The sequence below is a fragment of the Halomonas flagellata genome (genome assembly GCF_022487945.1).
GTDB lineage: Bacteria > Pseudomonadota > Gammaproteobacteria > Pseudomonadales > Halomonadaceae > Halomonas > Halomonas flagellata.
In genome coordinates this window covers 31,607-47,046 of record NZ_JAKVPY010000026.1, presented here as the reverse complement: position 1 = coordinate 47,046, position 15,440 = coordinate 31,607, and the positions used below count along the sequence as shown (strand labels likewise).

12 protein-coding genes are annotated in these 15,440 nt (G+C 66.8%); 2 read left to right on the top strand and 10 right to left on the bottom strand.

Annotation, left to right across the window (positions count from 1 at the left end):
• Positions 1-34: 34 nt before the first annotated feature.
• Positions 35-1,702 (top strand): BCCT family transporter, encoded by a 1,668-nt coding sequence (locus MKP05_RS17860; RefSeq protein WP_110283352.1) that lies wholly within the window; start codon positions 35-37, stop codon positions 1,700-1,702.
• A 103-nt stretch (positions 1,703-1,805) separates the two neighbouring features.
• Here MKP05_RS17860 and MKP05_RS17855 read toward each other — a convergent pair whose 3' ends face one another.
• The 3 genes from MKP05_RS17855 to MKP05_RS17845 all read right to left on the bottom strand — a co-directional run bounded on the left by MKP05_RS17855 (position 1,806) and on the right by MKP05_RS17845 (position 4,988).
• Positions 1,806-2,531, bottom strand: a complete 726-nt coding sequence (locus MKP05_RS17855) for a 3'-5' exonuclease (protein WP_110283351.1) — start codon at positions 2,529-2,531, stop codon at positions 1,806-1,808.
• A gap of 4 nt (positions 2,532-2,535) precedes the next feature.
• Positions 2,536-4,452, bottom strand: a complete 1,917-nt coding sequence (locus MKP05_RS17850) for a DUF294 nucleotidyltransferase-like domain-containing protein (protein WP_240569521.1) — start codon at positions 4,450-4,452, stop codon at positions 2,536-2,538.
• A 149-nt stretch (positions 4,453-4,601) separates the two neighbouring features.
• Complete coding sequence (locus MKP05_RS17845) at positions 4,602-4,988, bottom strand: DUF4168 domain-containing protein (protein WP_110283349.1); 387 nt, start codon at positions 4,986-4,988, stop codon at positions 4,602-4,604.
• A gap of 324 nt (positions 4,989-5,312) precedes the next feature.
• Here MKP05_RS17845 and MKP05_RS17840 point away from each other — a divergent pair, with 324 nt between their 5' ends.
• Positions 5,313-6,227 carry a DMT family transporter gene (locus tag MKP05_RS17840; protein WP_240569520.1) on the top strand — a complete coding sequence of 305 codons (915 nt, stop codon included), beginning with the start codon at positions 5,313-5,315 and terminating at the stop codon, positions 6,225-6,227.
• Positions 6,228-6,266: 39 nt separating this feature from the next.
• Here MKP05_RS17840 and purU read toward each other — a convergent pair whose 3' ends face one another.
• The 7 genes from purU to gbcB all read right to left on the bottom strand — a co-directional run bounded on the left by purU (position 6,267) and on the right by gbcB (position 15,317).
• On the bottom strand, positions 6,267-7,133 hold the full coding sequence (gene purU, locus MKP05_RS17835; RefSeq protein ID WP_240569519.1) for a formyltetrahydrofolate deformylase: 867 nt from the start codon (positions 7,131-7,133) through the stop codon (positions 6,267-6,269).
• A 71-nt stretch (positions 7,134-7,204) separates the two neighbouring features.
• Entirely contained in the window at positions 7,205-7,840 is a 636-nt protein-coding gene (locus MKP05_RS17830; RefSeq protein WP_240569518.1) for a sarcosine oxidase subunit gamma, read from the bottom strand.
• A complete protein-coding gene (locus tag MKP05_RS17825) occupies positions 7,833-10,871 on the bottom strand; it encodes a sarcosine oxidase subunit alpha family protein (protein WP_240569517.1) in 3,039 nt (1,012 codons plus the stop codon). The genes MKP05_RS17830 and MKP05_RS17825 overlap by 8 nt, the downstream gene beginning before the upstream one ends.
• Positions 10,868-11,218 carry a sarcosine oxidase subunit delta gene (locus MKP05_RS17820; protein ID WP_240569516.1) on the bottom strand — a complete coding sequence of 117 codons (351 nt, stop codon included), beginning with the start codon at positions 11,216-11,218 and terminating at the stop codon, positions 10,868-10,870. The genes MKP05_RS17825 and MKP05_RS17820 overlap by 4 nt, the downstream gene beginning before the upstream one ends.
• Before the next feature lie 22 nt (positions 11,219-11,240).
• On the bottom strand, positions 11,241-12,491 hold the full coding sequence (locus MKP05_RS17815) for a sarcosine oxidase subunit beta family protein (RefSeq protein ID WP_110283343.1): 1,251 nt from the start codon (positions 12,489-12,491) through the stop codon (positions 11,241-11,243).
• 59 nt (positions 12,492-12,550) lie between these two features.
• Positions 12,551-13,870 carry a serine hydroxymethyltransferase gene (glyA, locus tag MKP05_RS17810; protein WP_240569515.1) on the bottom strand — a complete coding sequence of 440 codons (1,320 nt, stop codon included), beginning with the start codon at positions 13,868-13,870 and terminating at the stop codon, positions 12,551-12,553.
• 340 nt (positions 13,871-14,210) lie between these two features.
• On the bottom strand, positions 14,211-15,317 hold the full coding sequence (gbcB, locus tag MKP05_RS17805; RefSeq protein WP_240569514.1) for a glycine betaine monooxygenase reductase subunit: 1,107 nt from the start codon (positions 15,315-15,317) through the stop codon (positions 14,211-14,213).
• Positions 15,318-15,440: the final 123 nt, after the last annotated feature.

Here is a 15,440-nt window from a genome sequence, read left to right as displayed (position 1 = left end):
ACAAGAACCTGACGAACTGAAGGGAGAAGGCTCCATGGAAAAGCATTCTCGTGACGAAGGCGCCGCGGCAGCGAGCCAGCCTTCGGAAGGCATCCCGGCCCCGGAAGGGCCCGCCAACCTGATCGATACCGACTACGTGATCGGCCAGGACAACATCACCGCCAGCCCCCTGGGGATCAACCTCGACCTGCACGGCAAGGTCTTCACCTTCTCCTCCCTGGTGATCCTGTTCTTCGTGATCATCACGCTGGCCCTGCAGGACCAGGTCGAGCCCATCTTCAATGCCATGTTCAGTTTTCTGACCGGGAACCTGTCGTGGTTCTTCCTGCTGGCCGCCAATATCTTCGTGGTCCTCTCCATCGTGCTGATCTTCACCCCCCTGGCCAAGGTTCGGATCGGCGGCATGCATGCCAAGCCGGATTTCAGCTACCTGGGCTGGTTCTCCATGCTCTTCGCCGCCGGCATGGGCATCGGGCTCATGTTCTACGGGGTCTCCGAGCCGATCACGCACTTCGACACCGCCCTCGGCGGCGTGGCCGCGGAGAATGGTGCACGCACCGACTGGGCGCCGTTGGGTGCCGCCCTGGGCGACGAGGAAGGCGCCATTTCGCTGGGCATGGCCGCCACCATCTTCCACTGGGGGCTGCACCCCTGGGGGATCTATGCCGTGGTGGCCCTGGCCCTGGCGCTGTTCTCCTACAACAAGGGGCTGCCGCTGACCATGCGCTCGATCTTCTACCCGATCCTGGGCGAGCGTATCTGGGGCTGGCCGGGGCATGTGATCGACATCCTGGCGGTGTTCGCCACCCTGTTCGGGCTGGCCACCTCGCTGGGGCTGGGCGCCACCCAGGCCACGGCGGGGCTCGGCTACCTGTTCGGCGTGCCCGCCACCAACACCACCATGGTGCTGTTGATCATGGGCATTACCGCCGTAGCGCTGGTCTCGGTGGTGCTCGGCGTCGATAAGGGCGTGAAGCGGCTGTCGCAGCTCAACATGGTGCTCGCCGGCCTGCTGCTGCTGTTCGTGATCCTGGTGGGCCCGACCCTGATGATCATCACCGGCTTCTTCGAGAACCTGCTCTCCTATGCCGTGAACCTGCCGGCGCTGTCCAACCCCTTCGGGCGTGAGGACGCCAACTTCAGCCAGGGCTGGACGGCCTTCTACTGGGCCTGGTGGATCGCCTGGTCGCCCTTCGTCGGCATGTTCATCGCCCGGGTGAGCCGTGGGCGCACGGTACGCGAGTTCCTCATCGCGGTGCTGCTGGTGCCGTCCATCGTCTCGGTGCTGTGGATGACCTCCTTCGGCGGCACCGCCATCGACCAGGCCGTCAACCAGGGCTTCGAAGGCGTCCGGGAGGCAGCCCTCGAGCTGCAGCTCTTCCAGATGCTCGGCCAGCTGCCGCTGACGGCCATCACCTCCTTCGTGGCCATCGTGCTGGTGATGGTGTTCTTCATCACCTCCTCCGACTCCGGGTCGCTGGTGATCGACTCCATCACCGCCGGTGGCAAGGTGGATGCCCCCAAGCCCCAGCGCGTGTTCTGGGCCGTCATCGAGGGCGCCATCGCCATCGCCCTGCTGCTGGGCGGCGGCCTCACGGCCCTGCAGACCGCGGTGATCACCACCGGCCTGCCCTTCACCCTGGTGCTGCTGGCGGCCTGCTACGCCATCGTCAAGGGCCTGATGAGCGAGCCCAGGGCCTGACCCGGCTCAAGCCAACGACGACGAGGGCGGCCTGCGGGCCGCCCTCCTTCGTTTCGATGCTTGCGTCGTTCTCGACATCGTCTGCTCAGCTATCGCCGTGCCATCAGCTCCATAACTGGCCCACCGGCGTCTCGGGCGTGTAGTGCGCGGCGATCTGCGCCTGCAGCAGTTCGGCGGTGGCCAGGGCATCGGTCAGGGCATGGTGCCCCTGGTAGGCGGGCAGGCCGTAGCGGGCCCGGCTGTTCTGCAGCCGGATCGAGACCGGCGGGCGGCCCAGCCAGCGACGAAACCGGGCCCACAGCGACTGGCGATGGATCCGCGCCTCCAGCGACATGGTGTCGATCATCGGGAAACGGATGCCCTCGCCGAGCCGCGCCCGCACGGCCTCGTTGAGGAAGGGCCGCTCGATATGACGGTAGTGGACCACCGCCAGGCGTCCGGCCAGGGCCTCGAGCAGGTCGGGAAGCACCGCCTCCAGGTCCGGGGCGGCGGCCACCTCGGAATGGGTGATATGGTGATAGGTCACCGACTCGCGGCTCAGCGGGCGGGACGGCCGCACCACCCAGTAGCGCCGCTCGGCGAGGCGGATACGCGACAGGCTGAAGGGCACCAGGCCGATGCTGACGATGGCGTGCCGCCGGGCATCGAGCCCGGTGGTCTCCATGTCCATGGCGACCATGGGGACCTCGGCGATGGGCGTCTCGGCGGCCGGGCAACCGGCGGTGAAATAGTCGACGAGCAGCGGATGGCGCCTCCGTGCCGCTCGGTCGGCCAGGTAGGCCGGCCAGTCGGGCGACGCGCGGCGGAGAGCCGGGCGCAGGATGGCCATCGCCCTAGTGCCTCCGGCGGTCGGCGGTGGAGGGGATGGGGTAGCGGAACTTGAGGAACTTCTGGGCATTGCTCAGCACCTGGAAGGCATCCTTCAGGTTGTGCCGCTCGTCGTCGGCGACGTTCTCCGGCTCGATGTTGTTGTCGGGGGCGCGCTCGTGCTCGAGGTCGATCACCTGGTGGCGAATGCGCGCCATGGAGAGCAGTTCGAGGGCATAGCGCAGCTTCTCGCCCACCCCGGGGGCCAGCAGCTGGGTGCGGTCGATGTCGTCGAGCCGGGAGAAGCTGTTCTGGGCCCGGGAACCGCAGGCCAGGGCGTGCACCCGGATCAGGTCGACCATCGGTGCCGTGCCGCGTCGCTTGAGGTTGATCGAGTTGTTGTGCTTGCCGTCCTTCTCCATCACGAAGGTGCGGAAGAAGCCCAGCGGCGGTGTGCGGTTCAGGGCGTTGCGCGCCATCGCCGCAAGGAACAGCGGGCTCTTCGGCGCCTGCTCGGCTATCAGGTCCTGGAGCTGTTCGACGAGGGCGTTCTCGCCGTAGACGCTGTCCAGGTCGAAGAAGATCGAGCTGTGCAGCAACCGCTCCGGGGTGGGGTCATTGATCCAGTCGCGGAAGTAGTCCTTCCATACCGCAAGCGGCTGCCGCCAGCGCGGGTTGGTGGCCATGATGTCGCCGCTGCAGTAGGGGTAACCGCAGGCGTCCAGACCGTCGCTGACCCGCTTCGCCAGCGCCAGGAAGTAGGCGTCGTGCCGCTCGGGATCGAACTCGTCGTCGAGCACCAGGGCGTTGTCCTGGTCGGTGACGATGGCCTGCTCGTTACGCGCCATGGAGCCCAGGGCCATGAAGCAGTAGGGCACCGGCGGCGGCCCCAGCTCCTCCTCCGCCAGCTCCAGCAACCGCCGGGTGAAGCTGCGACCGATAGTGGAAAGCGCGCTGCCCACCATGTTCGAGTCGGCACCGTCGTGCACCATGCGCACGAAGGCCGCCTTGACGTCGGGCGCCAACTTCGCCAGCCCCTCGGCACTGGACTGGTTGAAGATATTGCTGACCAGATAGAGGCTGCTGTGGGTCTCGTAGCGGATGATATCGGAGAGGTGGACGATGCCCACCGGGCGGCGGCGATGCATCACCGGCAGGTGGTGGATGTTGTTACGCAGCATGCACAGCATCGCCTCGTGCACCGATTCGTCGGACTGGATCGCGATCAGCCGGTCACTGACCACCTCGCCCACCGGCGTGTCCGGCGGGAGACCCTCGGCCACCACCCGCTTGCGGAAATCGCTGTCGGTGAGAATGCCGCGCACCTGCCAGGCACGCTCCTCGCTGTCGCGGAAGGTGTAGCGCGGCTTGTCACCCGGCTCGCCCAGCACCAGCACGGCGGAGGCCTGGAAGTCGCTGAGCTGCTGGGCCGCCTGCTGCACCGTGGTGGAGGCCTCCACCATCACCGGGTAGCGGGTCAGCAGCTTGCGTACCCGGGTGATCATCATGTCGTTGTTCTTCTTCTGCTGCTCGACCGCCGTCTCCATCCGCGGACGCTCGAGCTCGACGAAGTCGGCGAAGTGCTCGTCGGCCTCGCAGAGGTGATGGAAGACGGCCTCGGGGATGAAATAGATCAGGGTGTCTTCCATGGCCCTGGCGGGGAAGCGTACCCGATGGTTTCGCAGCAGGCTGAAGTGGCCGAAGATATCGCCCTCGCCCAGGCGGTTGTAGAGCTCGCCGTTGCGGCGGTAGACCTCCACCGCCCCGCTGCGGATGTAGCAGAGCTCGTGGAGCTCCTGGTCGAGGGCCAGGATCTCGCTGCCGGCCTTGAAGTAGGCCACCTCCACGCGCCCGGCCAACTCGTCGAGCAGATCGTCGCTGATGGTATCGAAGGGCGGGAAGCGCCCCATGTGCTGACGAACCTCCAGCAGTTCAACGTCCATGCACCAGGCTCCGGCAGCGGTGTCGGTCCCGCTAGTCTGGAATCTCGGCTCCCGGCTGTAAAGCCGGCCTCACACGACGAGGGCCACCCCGTGACGGGGTGGCCCTCGGAGCCGCCGGCCCTCGTGGCCGCGGTGAGCGCAGGATTCCCTCAGGAGGGATTCGCCATCTCCTGAACCCGTTGCATCAGCTCGGGGTCCTGCTGGATGGCCTGACCGATGGCGTTGAAGGTATCCACGTCGAGACCGCTGCCCTCGACCACCTCGACCATCCTGTCGTTGGCTTCCATGCGCACTTCCTGCTGGGTGGCCTCATCCTCGGCAGCCTGCAGACGCTCGGTATACTCCTGGGAAATCACGGCGATCTCCTGGGAGGCATCGGCGAACTGCTGCAGCTGCTCGTCGGTGAAGTCCTGGGCCGGTGCTGCCGCCTGCGGCTGTTCGGGCGCCTGGGCCGGGTCCTGCTGGGCGTGAGCCGTGGCGGTCATCATGCCCGCGGAAAGCAGGGCAGCCGAGAACAGTGCAGTCATCCTTTTCATGAATACCTCCAGGGTGTTGCGGTATGAATGGCCTCCTTGTGACGACGGCGAGCGGGTCCCGTTCAGAATTTTGATGTAATTAAATGAAACAAAAGGTACGCACAACTTAAACAATCGTCTCTATAAAGAGACGGGGTGAGCCGGTGCTTCGCCAGGAACGGCGCCATGATCGCCTCTGGCGCCCCATGGTGAGAACGATAATGGGATGCCTTATCGAAAGGAATTCGCCGCGCCGGGACATCGCACTTTGCTAAATCGTGGTGGCACAGTATGGTCGAAAGCCGTTCGTTCTCATGCTCCCTCGATCCGGATACCGCCCGACCGATGAACCCGACACCCTCCTCTCCCCTCGCCTCGGCCTGGCTGGCCGCCATGCCCATCCTGTTCGTGGCGCTCTGGAGCACCGGCTTCATCGGTGCCAAGTTCGGCCTGCCCTATGCCGAACCCTTCACCTTCCTGTTCATCCGTTTCGTGCTGACCCTGGCGCTGCTGGTGCCCCTGGTGCAGCTGCTGGGAGGCGGCTGGCCGCGGGGTGCGAGGCTGTGGGGGCACATCGCCGTCTCGGGACTGCTGGTCCACGGCGCCTATCTGGGCGGGGTCTTCTACGGCATCTACCAGGGCATGCCGGCGGGGCTGGCCTCGCTGCTGGTGGGACTCCAGCCGCTGCTGACCGCGGCACTCGCCGGGCCGCTACTGAACGAGCGGCTGGCACCGCGACAGTGGCTCGGCCTGGCGCTGGGGCTGGTGGGCATTACCCTGGTGCTCGGTGGCAAGCTGGATCCGGGGGACGGCCTCTTCCAGGGCTTCGGCATCGGGGCCCTGGTCAGCGTGCTGGTGGCGCTGGTGGGTATCTCGCTCGGCACCCTCTACCAGAAACGTCATTGCGTCGGGATGCCGCTGCTCTCGGGCACCGTGGTGCAATACCTGGTCGCCGGGGCGGTGCTGGGGCTGGGGGCGCTGCTGTTCGAGGAGCGCAGCATCGCCTGGACCCCGACCTTCGCCCTGACCCTGGGCTGGCTGGTGCTGGTGCTGTCGATCGCCGCCATCCTGCTGCTGATGGCGCTGATCAAGCGCGGCGAGGCCTCGCGGGTGGCCAGCCTCTTCTACCTGGTGCCGCCGGTGACGGCGCTGGAGGCCTGGATTCTCTTCGACGAGCGACTGCCGCTCCCGGCGCTGGCGGGCATGGCCATCGCCATCGCCGGGGTGGTGCTGGTGGTCAAGGGCCGACCGCCCGGCTGAAAGCGGAAAGCGGCACTCGATGTCGCGCCCCTCGGGTACCTAACGATCGAAGACCACGGTGCGGCTGGCGTGCAGGAAGACTCGCCGCTCCACGTGCAGGGCCACCGCCCGGGATAGGGTCAGACACTCGATGTCGCGCCCCTTGGCCACCAGGTCCTCGGGGTAGTCGGCGTGACTGACCGGCTCCACCCCCTGGGTGATGATCGGGCCCTCGTCCAGGTCGTCGTTGATGTAATGAGCGGTGGCGCCGACCAGCTTGACGCCCTTGTCGTAGGCCTGGTGGTAGGGCCTGGCGCCCTTGAAGCCGGGCAGCAGCGAGTGATGGATATTGATCGCCCGTCCACTGAGCTTCTCGCACAGGTCACTGGACAGCACTTGCATATAGCGCGCCAGGATCACCAGCTCGGCGCCGGTCTCCTCGATCACCTGCCAGACCCTGGCCTCCTGCTCGGCCTTGGTCTCCGGGGTAATCGGCAAGTGGTGATAGGGCAGGCCATGCCAGACCGCCAGCGGCTCCAGGTCAGGGTGGTTGGAGACCACCGCCCGGATCTCGATCGGCAGTTGACCGGTGCGATAGCGATAGAGCAGGTCGTTGAGGCAGTGATCGGCCTTCGAGACCATGATCACCACCGGCATGCGCGTCCCGGGAGCGGTCAGCTCGAAGGTCATGTCGAACTCGGCGGCCCGGTCGACGAAGGCGGCGCGGAAGGCCTCGCCCTCGAAGTCGGCCGCTGGCGGGCGGAACTCGGTACGGATGAAGAAGCCACCGCTCAGCCGGTCGTCGAAGGAGTGCTGCTCGGTGATGTAGCAGCGCTGCTCCTTGAGGAAGCGGGTGACCACGTCCACGGTACCCAGGCGACTGGGGCATTGGGCGGCCAGGATCCAGGTATCGGCAGTACGGCTCATGGCAGAACTCCTGTCGAAAGAAGGCCGGGGAGAACCCCGGCCTTGTAAAGCTCCTTGGATGAAGGCCGGGATCAGCGTTCGACGCCGATGCCGTACTCCTCTCCGGCATCCAGCAGCCAGCGATAGGTGTAGTCGGCGAAGCTGCGGCGTACCACCAGCTCCCAGCGCTCCTCGCCGGGACGGCGCAGGATCACCGTGGTCTTGGCAAAGACGGTGGTGACGCCCTTGCCCACCGGGAAGTGGCTTGGATGGACGTCGTAGACCACCGACTTCATCAACAGCTCCCGAGCGGCCTCACCCTCGAGTTCGACCAGGGTCTGGCCGCCGCTGACGTTGCTGATGGCGATATGGGCGCCGCCCAGGGCCTCGCGCAGCCGGTTCTCCAGCTCGAATTCCTCGCCGCCGGGGACGATGACCAGCCACTCGTCCGGGGAGATCCACTGGACCGAACGCACGCCTTCGGCGTCGTGCACCAGCCCCTGAGGCTCGCCGGGCAGCGAGACGCCGAGCACCTCGCGCACCGCCTCGTCGAGGACGATGGCCCCGCCGCGCAGCACCAAGTGGCCCAGGAAGGGGTGCTCGCGCAGCACCACCCGGCTCTTGCGGTCGGGGACCGGAGCCCCCGAGCGGCGGTAGGAGTAGGCCAGCGGCGATTCCACCGGGATCTTGGCCTCGGTGCGGGTATCGAAGGTTGCGACGTTAGACATTCTGACGCTCTCCCTTGGGATCGAGGAAGATGGGGCTGACGATTTCGGCCTCATGGACCTGGCCGTCGGCCATGGGCAGATAGACGGTCTCGCCCATCTTCTGCTGACCGCCCTTGACCACGGCCAGGGCGAAGCCCGAGTCGAGGGTCGGGCTGTAGTAGCTGGAGGTCACGTGCCCCACCATGGGCATGGGGATGGCGTGCTTCGGATCGAAGACGATCTGGGCGCCCTCTTCCAGCACCACCTTGGGGTCCTTGGGCTTGAGGCCCACCAGCTGCTTGCGGTCGGTACGCGCGGTATCCGGACGCGACAGGGCCCGCTGGCCGATCCAGGAGAACGGCTTGTCGTAGCCGATCGCCCAGTGCATGCCCAGGTCCTCCGGCGTCACCGAGCCGTCGGTGTCCTGGCCGGCGATGATGAAGCCCTTCTCGGCGCGCAACACGTGCATCGTCTCGGTGCCGTAGGGCGTCAGGCCGTACTTCTCGCCATGGGCGAACAGCGTCTCCCAGACGTGCAGGGCATAGTTGGCCTGGACGTTGATCTCGAAGGCCAGCTCGCCGGTGAAGGAGATCCGGAACACCCGCGCCGGTACGCCGGCCACGACGCCCTCGCGCCAGTCCATGAACTTGAAGCTCTCCTTGTCCAAGTCCATGTCAGTCACTTCCGCCAGCAGCTTGCGCGCCTCCGGCCCGGTGATGGTCATGGTCGCCCAATGATCGGTCACCGAGTTGAAGTAGACCTCGAGCTCCGGCCACTCGGTCTGGTGCCACAGTTCCAGCCATTCCAGCACCGTGGCGGCGCCGCCGGTGGTGGTGGTCATCAGGAAGTGGTTCTCGCCCAGGCAGCTGGTGGTGCCGTCGTCGAACACCATGCCGTCGTCCTTGCACATCAGGCCATAGCGGACGCGGCCGGGGGCCAGCTTGGCCCACTTGTTGGTGTAGACCCGGCCCAGGAACTCCCGGGCATCCGGACCCTGGATGTCGATCTTGCCCAGCGTCGAGGCATCCAGAATGCCCACGGCCTCGCGCACCGCCAGGCACTCGCGGGCCACCGCCTCGTGCATCGTCTCGATCTTGCCATTGACGGTCTTCGGGAAGTACCAGGGGCGCTTCCACTGGCCCACTTCCTCGAACTCGGCGCCGTGTTCCACATGCCACTGGTGCATGGCGGTGTAGCGCTCCGGATCGAACAGCTCGCGGCAGTGACGACCGACGATGGCGCCGAAGGTCACCGGGGTGTAGTTGGGACGGAACACCGTGGTGCCCACCTCGGGGATCGACCGACCCAGGCAGCGGGCGGCGATGGCCATGCCGTTGATGTTGCCGAGCTTGCCCTGGTCGGTGCCGAAGCCCATGGCGGTGTAGCGCTTGACGTGCTCGATCGACTCGAAGCCCTCCCGGGTGGCCAGCTCGATGCCCGCCGCGGTGACGTCGTTCTGCAGGTCGACGAACTGCTTGGGCGCGCGCAGGGTCGGCTTCTCGTGGGGCACCTGGTAGAGCGCGCAGGCCGCCCCTTCGCGGATCGCCGCGACATTCGGCAGCTCGACCTCGGCGGCGGCATGGCCGCAGGCCGTGGCGGCCTCTCGGCCCGCCGCGGCACCATCGGCGAGCACCTCGGGCAGCGCATAGACGCCCTGGGCCCCGCCCACGGCGCTCACCCCCGCCACCAGGCTGGGAACGAAACCGAGGATGTCATCGTTCCAGGTCGGCCGTGCGCCGGTGTGGGAGGCCAGGTGGATCACCGGGCTGTAACCACCGGAGCTGGCGATGGTATCGCAGGTCAGGGTCTCGGCGGCACCGGCCACGCGGAAGCCGTCCAGGTCGATCTTCGCCACCCGGGCGGCGTTAACCCGGGACTCGCCCTTGGCCTCGATCACCGCCGCGCCTTCGATGATGCGGATACCGCGGGCGCGGGCCTGCTCGACCCACTCGCCGTCGGGCGATGACCGGGCGTCGACGATGGCCACCACCTCGCGGCCGGCCTCTTGCCAGTCCAGGGCGGCACGATAGGCATGGTCGTTGCTGGTGGAGAGCACCAGCTTGTGGCCCGGCACCACGCCGTAACGGCGAATATAGGTGGAGACGGCCCCGGCCAGCAGATTGCCCGGCACGTCGTTGCCCGCATAGACCAACGGCCGCTCGTGGGCGCCGGTGGCCAGCACCACCCGGCCCGCGCGCACCCGGTGCATGCGCGAGCGCACCTGGCGACGCCCGGTGACGCGCGGCGCGACCTCGCCGAGATGCTCGGTGCACCGCTCGTGCAGGGTCACGAAATTGTGGTCGTGGTAGCCGTTGGCGGTGGTGCGCGGCAGCAGGGTGACGTTGTCACGACCGGCGAGTTCGGCCACCGCCGCGGCTACCCACTCCCCCGCCGGCTCATCGTCGAGCAACTCACGGCTGTCGAGCAGCGAGCCACCCAACTCCTCCTGCTCGTCGGCCAGGATCACCCGGGCGCCGCTGCGGGCGGCGGCCAGCGCGGCCGCCAGGCCCGCCGGGCCGGCACCGATCACCAGGACATCGCAGTGCTGGTGCAAGTGGTCGTAGATGTCCGGGTCGGCTTCCGCCGGGCTACGCCCCAGGCCCGCGCTCTTGCGGATGTATTTCTCGTAGGTCATCCACAGGGAGGCCGGGGCCATGAAGGTCTTGTAATAGAAGCCCGGGGGCATGAACTGGCCGCCCAGCTTGCCGACCAGGCCCATCAGGTCGCGCTGCACACTGGGCCAGCCGTTGGTGCTGCGCGCGGTGAGGCCGTCGAACAGCGCCTGCTGGGTAGCGCGCACGTTGGGGACCTGGGCGGCCTCGGTGCTGCCCAGCTGGACGATCGCATTGGGTTCCTCGGCACCGGCGGCGACGACGCCGCGGGGGCGCGAGTACTTGAAGCTGCGGTTGACAATGTCCACCCCGTTGGCCAGCAGTGCCGAGGCCAGGGTATCACCGGCATAGCCCTGGTAGGCCTGGCCGTTGAAGGTAAAGCTCAGGGGCTGGCGGCGATCGATGCGCCCGCCCTGAGTGAGGCGATTCGGCTGGCTCATGCGCGGACTCCTTCATGAAGCGTTCCCTGGTCGGCGGCGTCACGGGACGGCCGGCCTTCGGGGTGCTCGGCAGTGACTGTCGGCTGCTCGCCCATCTTGTAGGTCTCGAGGATCTCGTAGGTCACGGTGTTACGGGTGACGTTGAAGAACTTGCGGCAGCCCACGGCGTGCACCCACAGCTCGTGGTGGATGCCGCGCGGGTTGTCGCGGAAGAACAGGTAGTCGCCCCACGCCTCGTCGCTGCAGGCATCCGGATCCTCGGGCCTGGCGATGTGCGCCTGACCCTTGGGGTGGAATTCCTCTTCCTCGCGGTACTCGCCGCAGTAGGGGCAATGAATATAGAACATGTCGGCTTTCCTCTGCGGTTGGTCAGTGCGCCACGCCGGCGGCACCATGCTCGTCGACCAGCGCCCCGGTATGGAAGCGGTCAATGGAGAAGGGCGCGGCAATCGGGTGCATCTCGCCCTTGGCGAGGCTGGCGGCGAAGACATGGGCCGAACCCGGAGTGGCCTTGAAGCCACCGGTGCCCCAGCCGCAGTTGAAGTAGAGCCCCTTGACCTGGGTCTTGGAGAGGATCGGACAGGCATCCGGGCAGGTATCGACGATGCCGCCCCACTGGCGGTTCATGCGCACCCGGGAGAAGATCGGGAACATCTCGACGATGGCCTGCAGGGTGTGCTCCACGGTGGGGTAGCTGCCGCGCTGCCCGTAGCCGTTGTAGCCGTCGATGCCGGCCCCGATGACCAGGTCGCCCTTGTCCGACTGGCTGATATAGCCGTGGACATGGTTGGACATCACCACGGTGTCGAGCACCGGCTTGAGCGGCTCGGAGACCAGCGCCTGCAGCGGATGGGACTCCAGCGGCAGCTTGATCCCGGCCATCTTCGCCAGCACCCCGGAGTTGCCGGCGGCCACGCAGCCGACGGTCTTGGCCTCGATGTCGCCACGGTTGGTGTGCACGCCATAGATCTGGCCATCGCGGATCTTGAAGCCGGTGACCTCGGTCTGCTGGAGGATGTCCACGCCATGGGCGTCGGCGGCACGGGCGAAGCCCCAGGCCACGGCGTCGTGGCGCGCCACGCCGGCCCGCGGCTGCCAGGAGGCGCCGAGCACCGGGTAGCGGGCGTTCTTGGAGCAGTCCATGATCGGCACCAGTTCCTGGACGCCCTTGGCGTCGAGCACCTCGCCGTCGATGCCGTTGAGACGGTTGGCGTTGACCCGGCGCTGGATGTCACGCATGTCCTGCAGGGTGTGGCCCAGGTTGAGCACGCCACGCTGGGAGAACATGACATTGTAGTTGAGGTCCTGAGACAGTCCCTCCCACAGCTTCATGGAATGCTCGTAGAGCGCCGCCGCCTCGTCCCACAGGTAGTTGGAGCGCACGATGGTGGTGTTGCGCGCGGTATTGCCGCCCCCCAGCCAGCCCTTCTCGAGCACGGCGACGTTCTTCACGCCGTGCTCCTTGGCCAGGTAGTAGGCCGTGGCCAGGCCGTGGCCGCCGCCACCGATGATGATCACGTCGTACTGCTTCTTCGGCGTGGGGTTGCGCCACTGGCGCTGCCAGTTCTCGTGGTGGCTCAGTGCGTGCTTGACCAGCCCGAAGCCTGAATAACGTTGCATGCTGTCTCTCCTCGATCGGTCCCCGACCGGTTGGTCGGGGACCACCCCGACGAACGGGTTCAGGCGATGGATGTCTCGTGCGCCAGCGAGGCGGCGTCACCGTATACCGGATAGCGCGCGCAGAGCGCCTCGACCTTCTCGTGCACCTCGGCTTCCACGGCCTCGCAGTTGCCCTGCTCGGCCAGCACGTCGAGGATGTCGCAGATCCAGCCGGCCAACTCGGAGCACTCCTCGACGCCGAAACCGCGGGTGGTCACCGCCGGGGTACCCAGGCGCAGTCCCGAGGTCACGAAGGGGCTCTGGGGATCGTTGGGCACGGCGTTCTTGTTGACGGTGATGTGCGCCCGTCCCAGGGCCGCATCGGCGTCCTTGCCGGTCACGCCCTGGCGAATCAGCGAGACCAGGAACAGATGGTCGTCGGTACCGCCGGAGACCACGTCATAGCCCCGGTCGACGAACACCCTGGCCATGGCGCGGGCGTTGTCGATCACCCGCTGCTGGTAGCGCACGAAGTCCTGGCTCATGGCCTCCTTGAAGGCCACCGCCTTGGCGGCGATCACGTGCATCAGCGGGCCGCCCTGCTGGCCCGGGAAGACCGCCCCGTTGAGCTTCTTGTACAGCCCCTCGTCGCCGTGGGCCGAGAGGATCAGGCCACCGCGCGGGCCGCGCAGGGTCTTGTGAGTGGTGGTGGTGACCACATGGGCGTGGGGCAGCGGGCTCGGATACAACCCGGCCGCCACGAGCCCTGCCACATGAGCCATATCGACCAGCAGCCAGGCGCCGACCTCGTCGGCGATGGTGCGGAAGCGCCGCCAGTCGACCACCCGCGAATAGGCGGAGAAACCGGCGATGATCATCTTGGGACGATGCTCACGCGCCAGACGCTCGACCTCGGCGTAGTCGATCTCGCCGGTCTCCGGGTTCAGGCCGTACTGCACGGCGTGATAGTGCTTGCCGGAGAAATTCGGCGCCGCCCCGTGGGTCAGGTGGCCGCCGTGGGCCAGGCTCATGCCCAGCACGGTGTCGCCCGGGCTGACCAGGGCCATGAAGGCCGCGGCATTGGCCTGGGCGCCAGAGTGGGGCTGGACGTTGGCGTAGTCGGCGCCGAACAGGTCGCAGGCGCGCTCGATGGCCAGACGCTCGACCACGTCGACGTGCTCGCAGCCGCCGTAGTAGCGCTTGCCGGGATAGCCCTCGGCATACTTGTTGGTCAACTGGGAGCCCTGGGCCGCCATCACGTGCCGGCTGGCATAGTTCTCGGAGGCGATCAGTTCGATATGGGCCTCCTGGCGCACCGCCTCGTCGGCAATGGCGCTGGCCAGGGCGGGGTCATAGGCGGCCAGGGAGGCCTGGGGGCAGTATCCTTCACGGTCGGTCATCTCGGGGCTCCGGCTTGTTGTCGTTGACGAGATCATTGGGTGCGTTCACCTGCCGCGATGGTATCCCTGCGGTCGAGATACCATGCTGCTTGCAAGCGTCACGACTCGATGCGTTTGCGACATCGCTGTCGTCTTTCCGACATCCGGTTCGGATGGGTGCCCGTCCCATCGGACGGATGAAACCCGAGGCCGCAAACTAAAGGCAACCGGCGTGCCCCGGACTTCCTCCCTCCGGGGCACGCCGGTTGCCGAAGCGTCCTCTCCTCACGGGCATCAGGCGTGCATGCCCTCGCCTCTGGGCGTAAAGGGGCACGCAAAGGCGAGGGCCACAGCGAGTCCTTCAGTACGCCACCACCACGTCGCCCCGTGGCTTGCTGCAGCAGGAGAGGATGTAGCCCTCGGCGACGTCCTCCTCGGTGATGCCGCCGTTGTGCTCCATGTCGACCTCGCCGGAGATAAGCGGTACCCGGCAGGTGCCGCAGATGCCCATGCCGCACGCCTTGGGGATATGCAGTCCCAGCTTGGCCGCCGCCGAGTGCACCGTCTCGTCGGGCTGGATGCGCACGCTCTTGCCGGTGGTGCTGAACTCGACGCTGATCAAGTCGGCCGCGTCGAGCTCCTCGGCCTGCGCCTCGGCCAGCTCGGCATGCTCGAGCGCCTCCTCCTGCACATCGACCGGGGTGGCACCGAAGGACTCCTCGTGGTAGTGACTCATGTCGAAGCCGTTGTTCTTGAGCAGGTTCTTGACGGCGTTCATGTAGGGCGTGGGGCCACAGCAGAAGATCTCACGCTCCAGAAAATCCGGCGCCATCAGCTCCAGCATCTGCTGGCTGAGGTAGCCACGGAAGCCGGCCCAGGCCTCGCCCAGCTCGTCGCTGTGCTCGCAGACGATATGCAGCTTGAATTCGGGGATCCGCGAGAAGATGTGCTCCAGCTCGCGGTGGAAGATGATGTCCCGGGGCGTGCGGGCACTGTGCACGAACTCGATATCCACGGCAGAATTGGTATCGAAGAACCAGCGCGCCATGGACATCAAGGGGGTAATGCCCACGCCGCCGGAGAGCATCAGGATCTTCTCCGCCGGGTAGTCGATGGCATTGAAGTTGCCCACCGGGCCGTGCACCGCCAGCTCGTCACCCAACTTGAGATTGTCGTGGAGCCAGTTGGAAACCTTGCCGCCGGGCACCCGCTTGACGGTAATCGAGAAGCTGTAGGGCACCGAGGGCGAGCTGGAGATGGTGTAGGAGCGCATGATCGGCTCGCCGTCGATCTCCAGCTCCAGGGTCACGAACTGGCCTGGCTTGAAGAAGAACAGCACCGGCTGCTCGGCCATGAAGCAGAAGGTGCGCACGTCCCAGGTCTCCTGGATCACCTTGACACAGCGCACCGCATGGCGGCCGTTGGTCCAGGTCTGGGTCGTGACGGGGTTGAGGAAGTTCATTGTCATGTTCGTGTCGCCTGGGCTGCACCATGGGAGGGTCCGACCGCGGTGCGACCGCTTGTCGTTGGGCGGAATTCTGCGCCAGTCGATGGCGCCCCCACTTGTCTGTCAGCGACACGGGCATGCCCG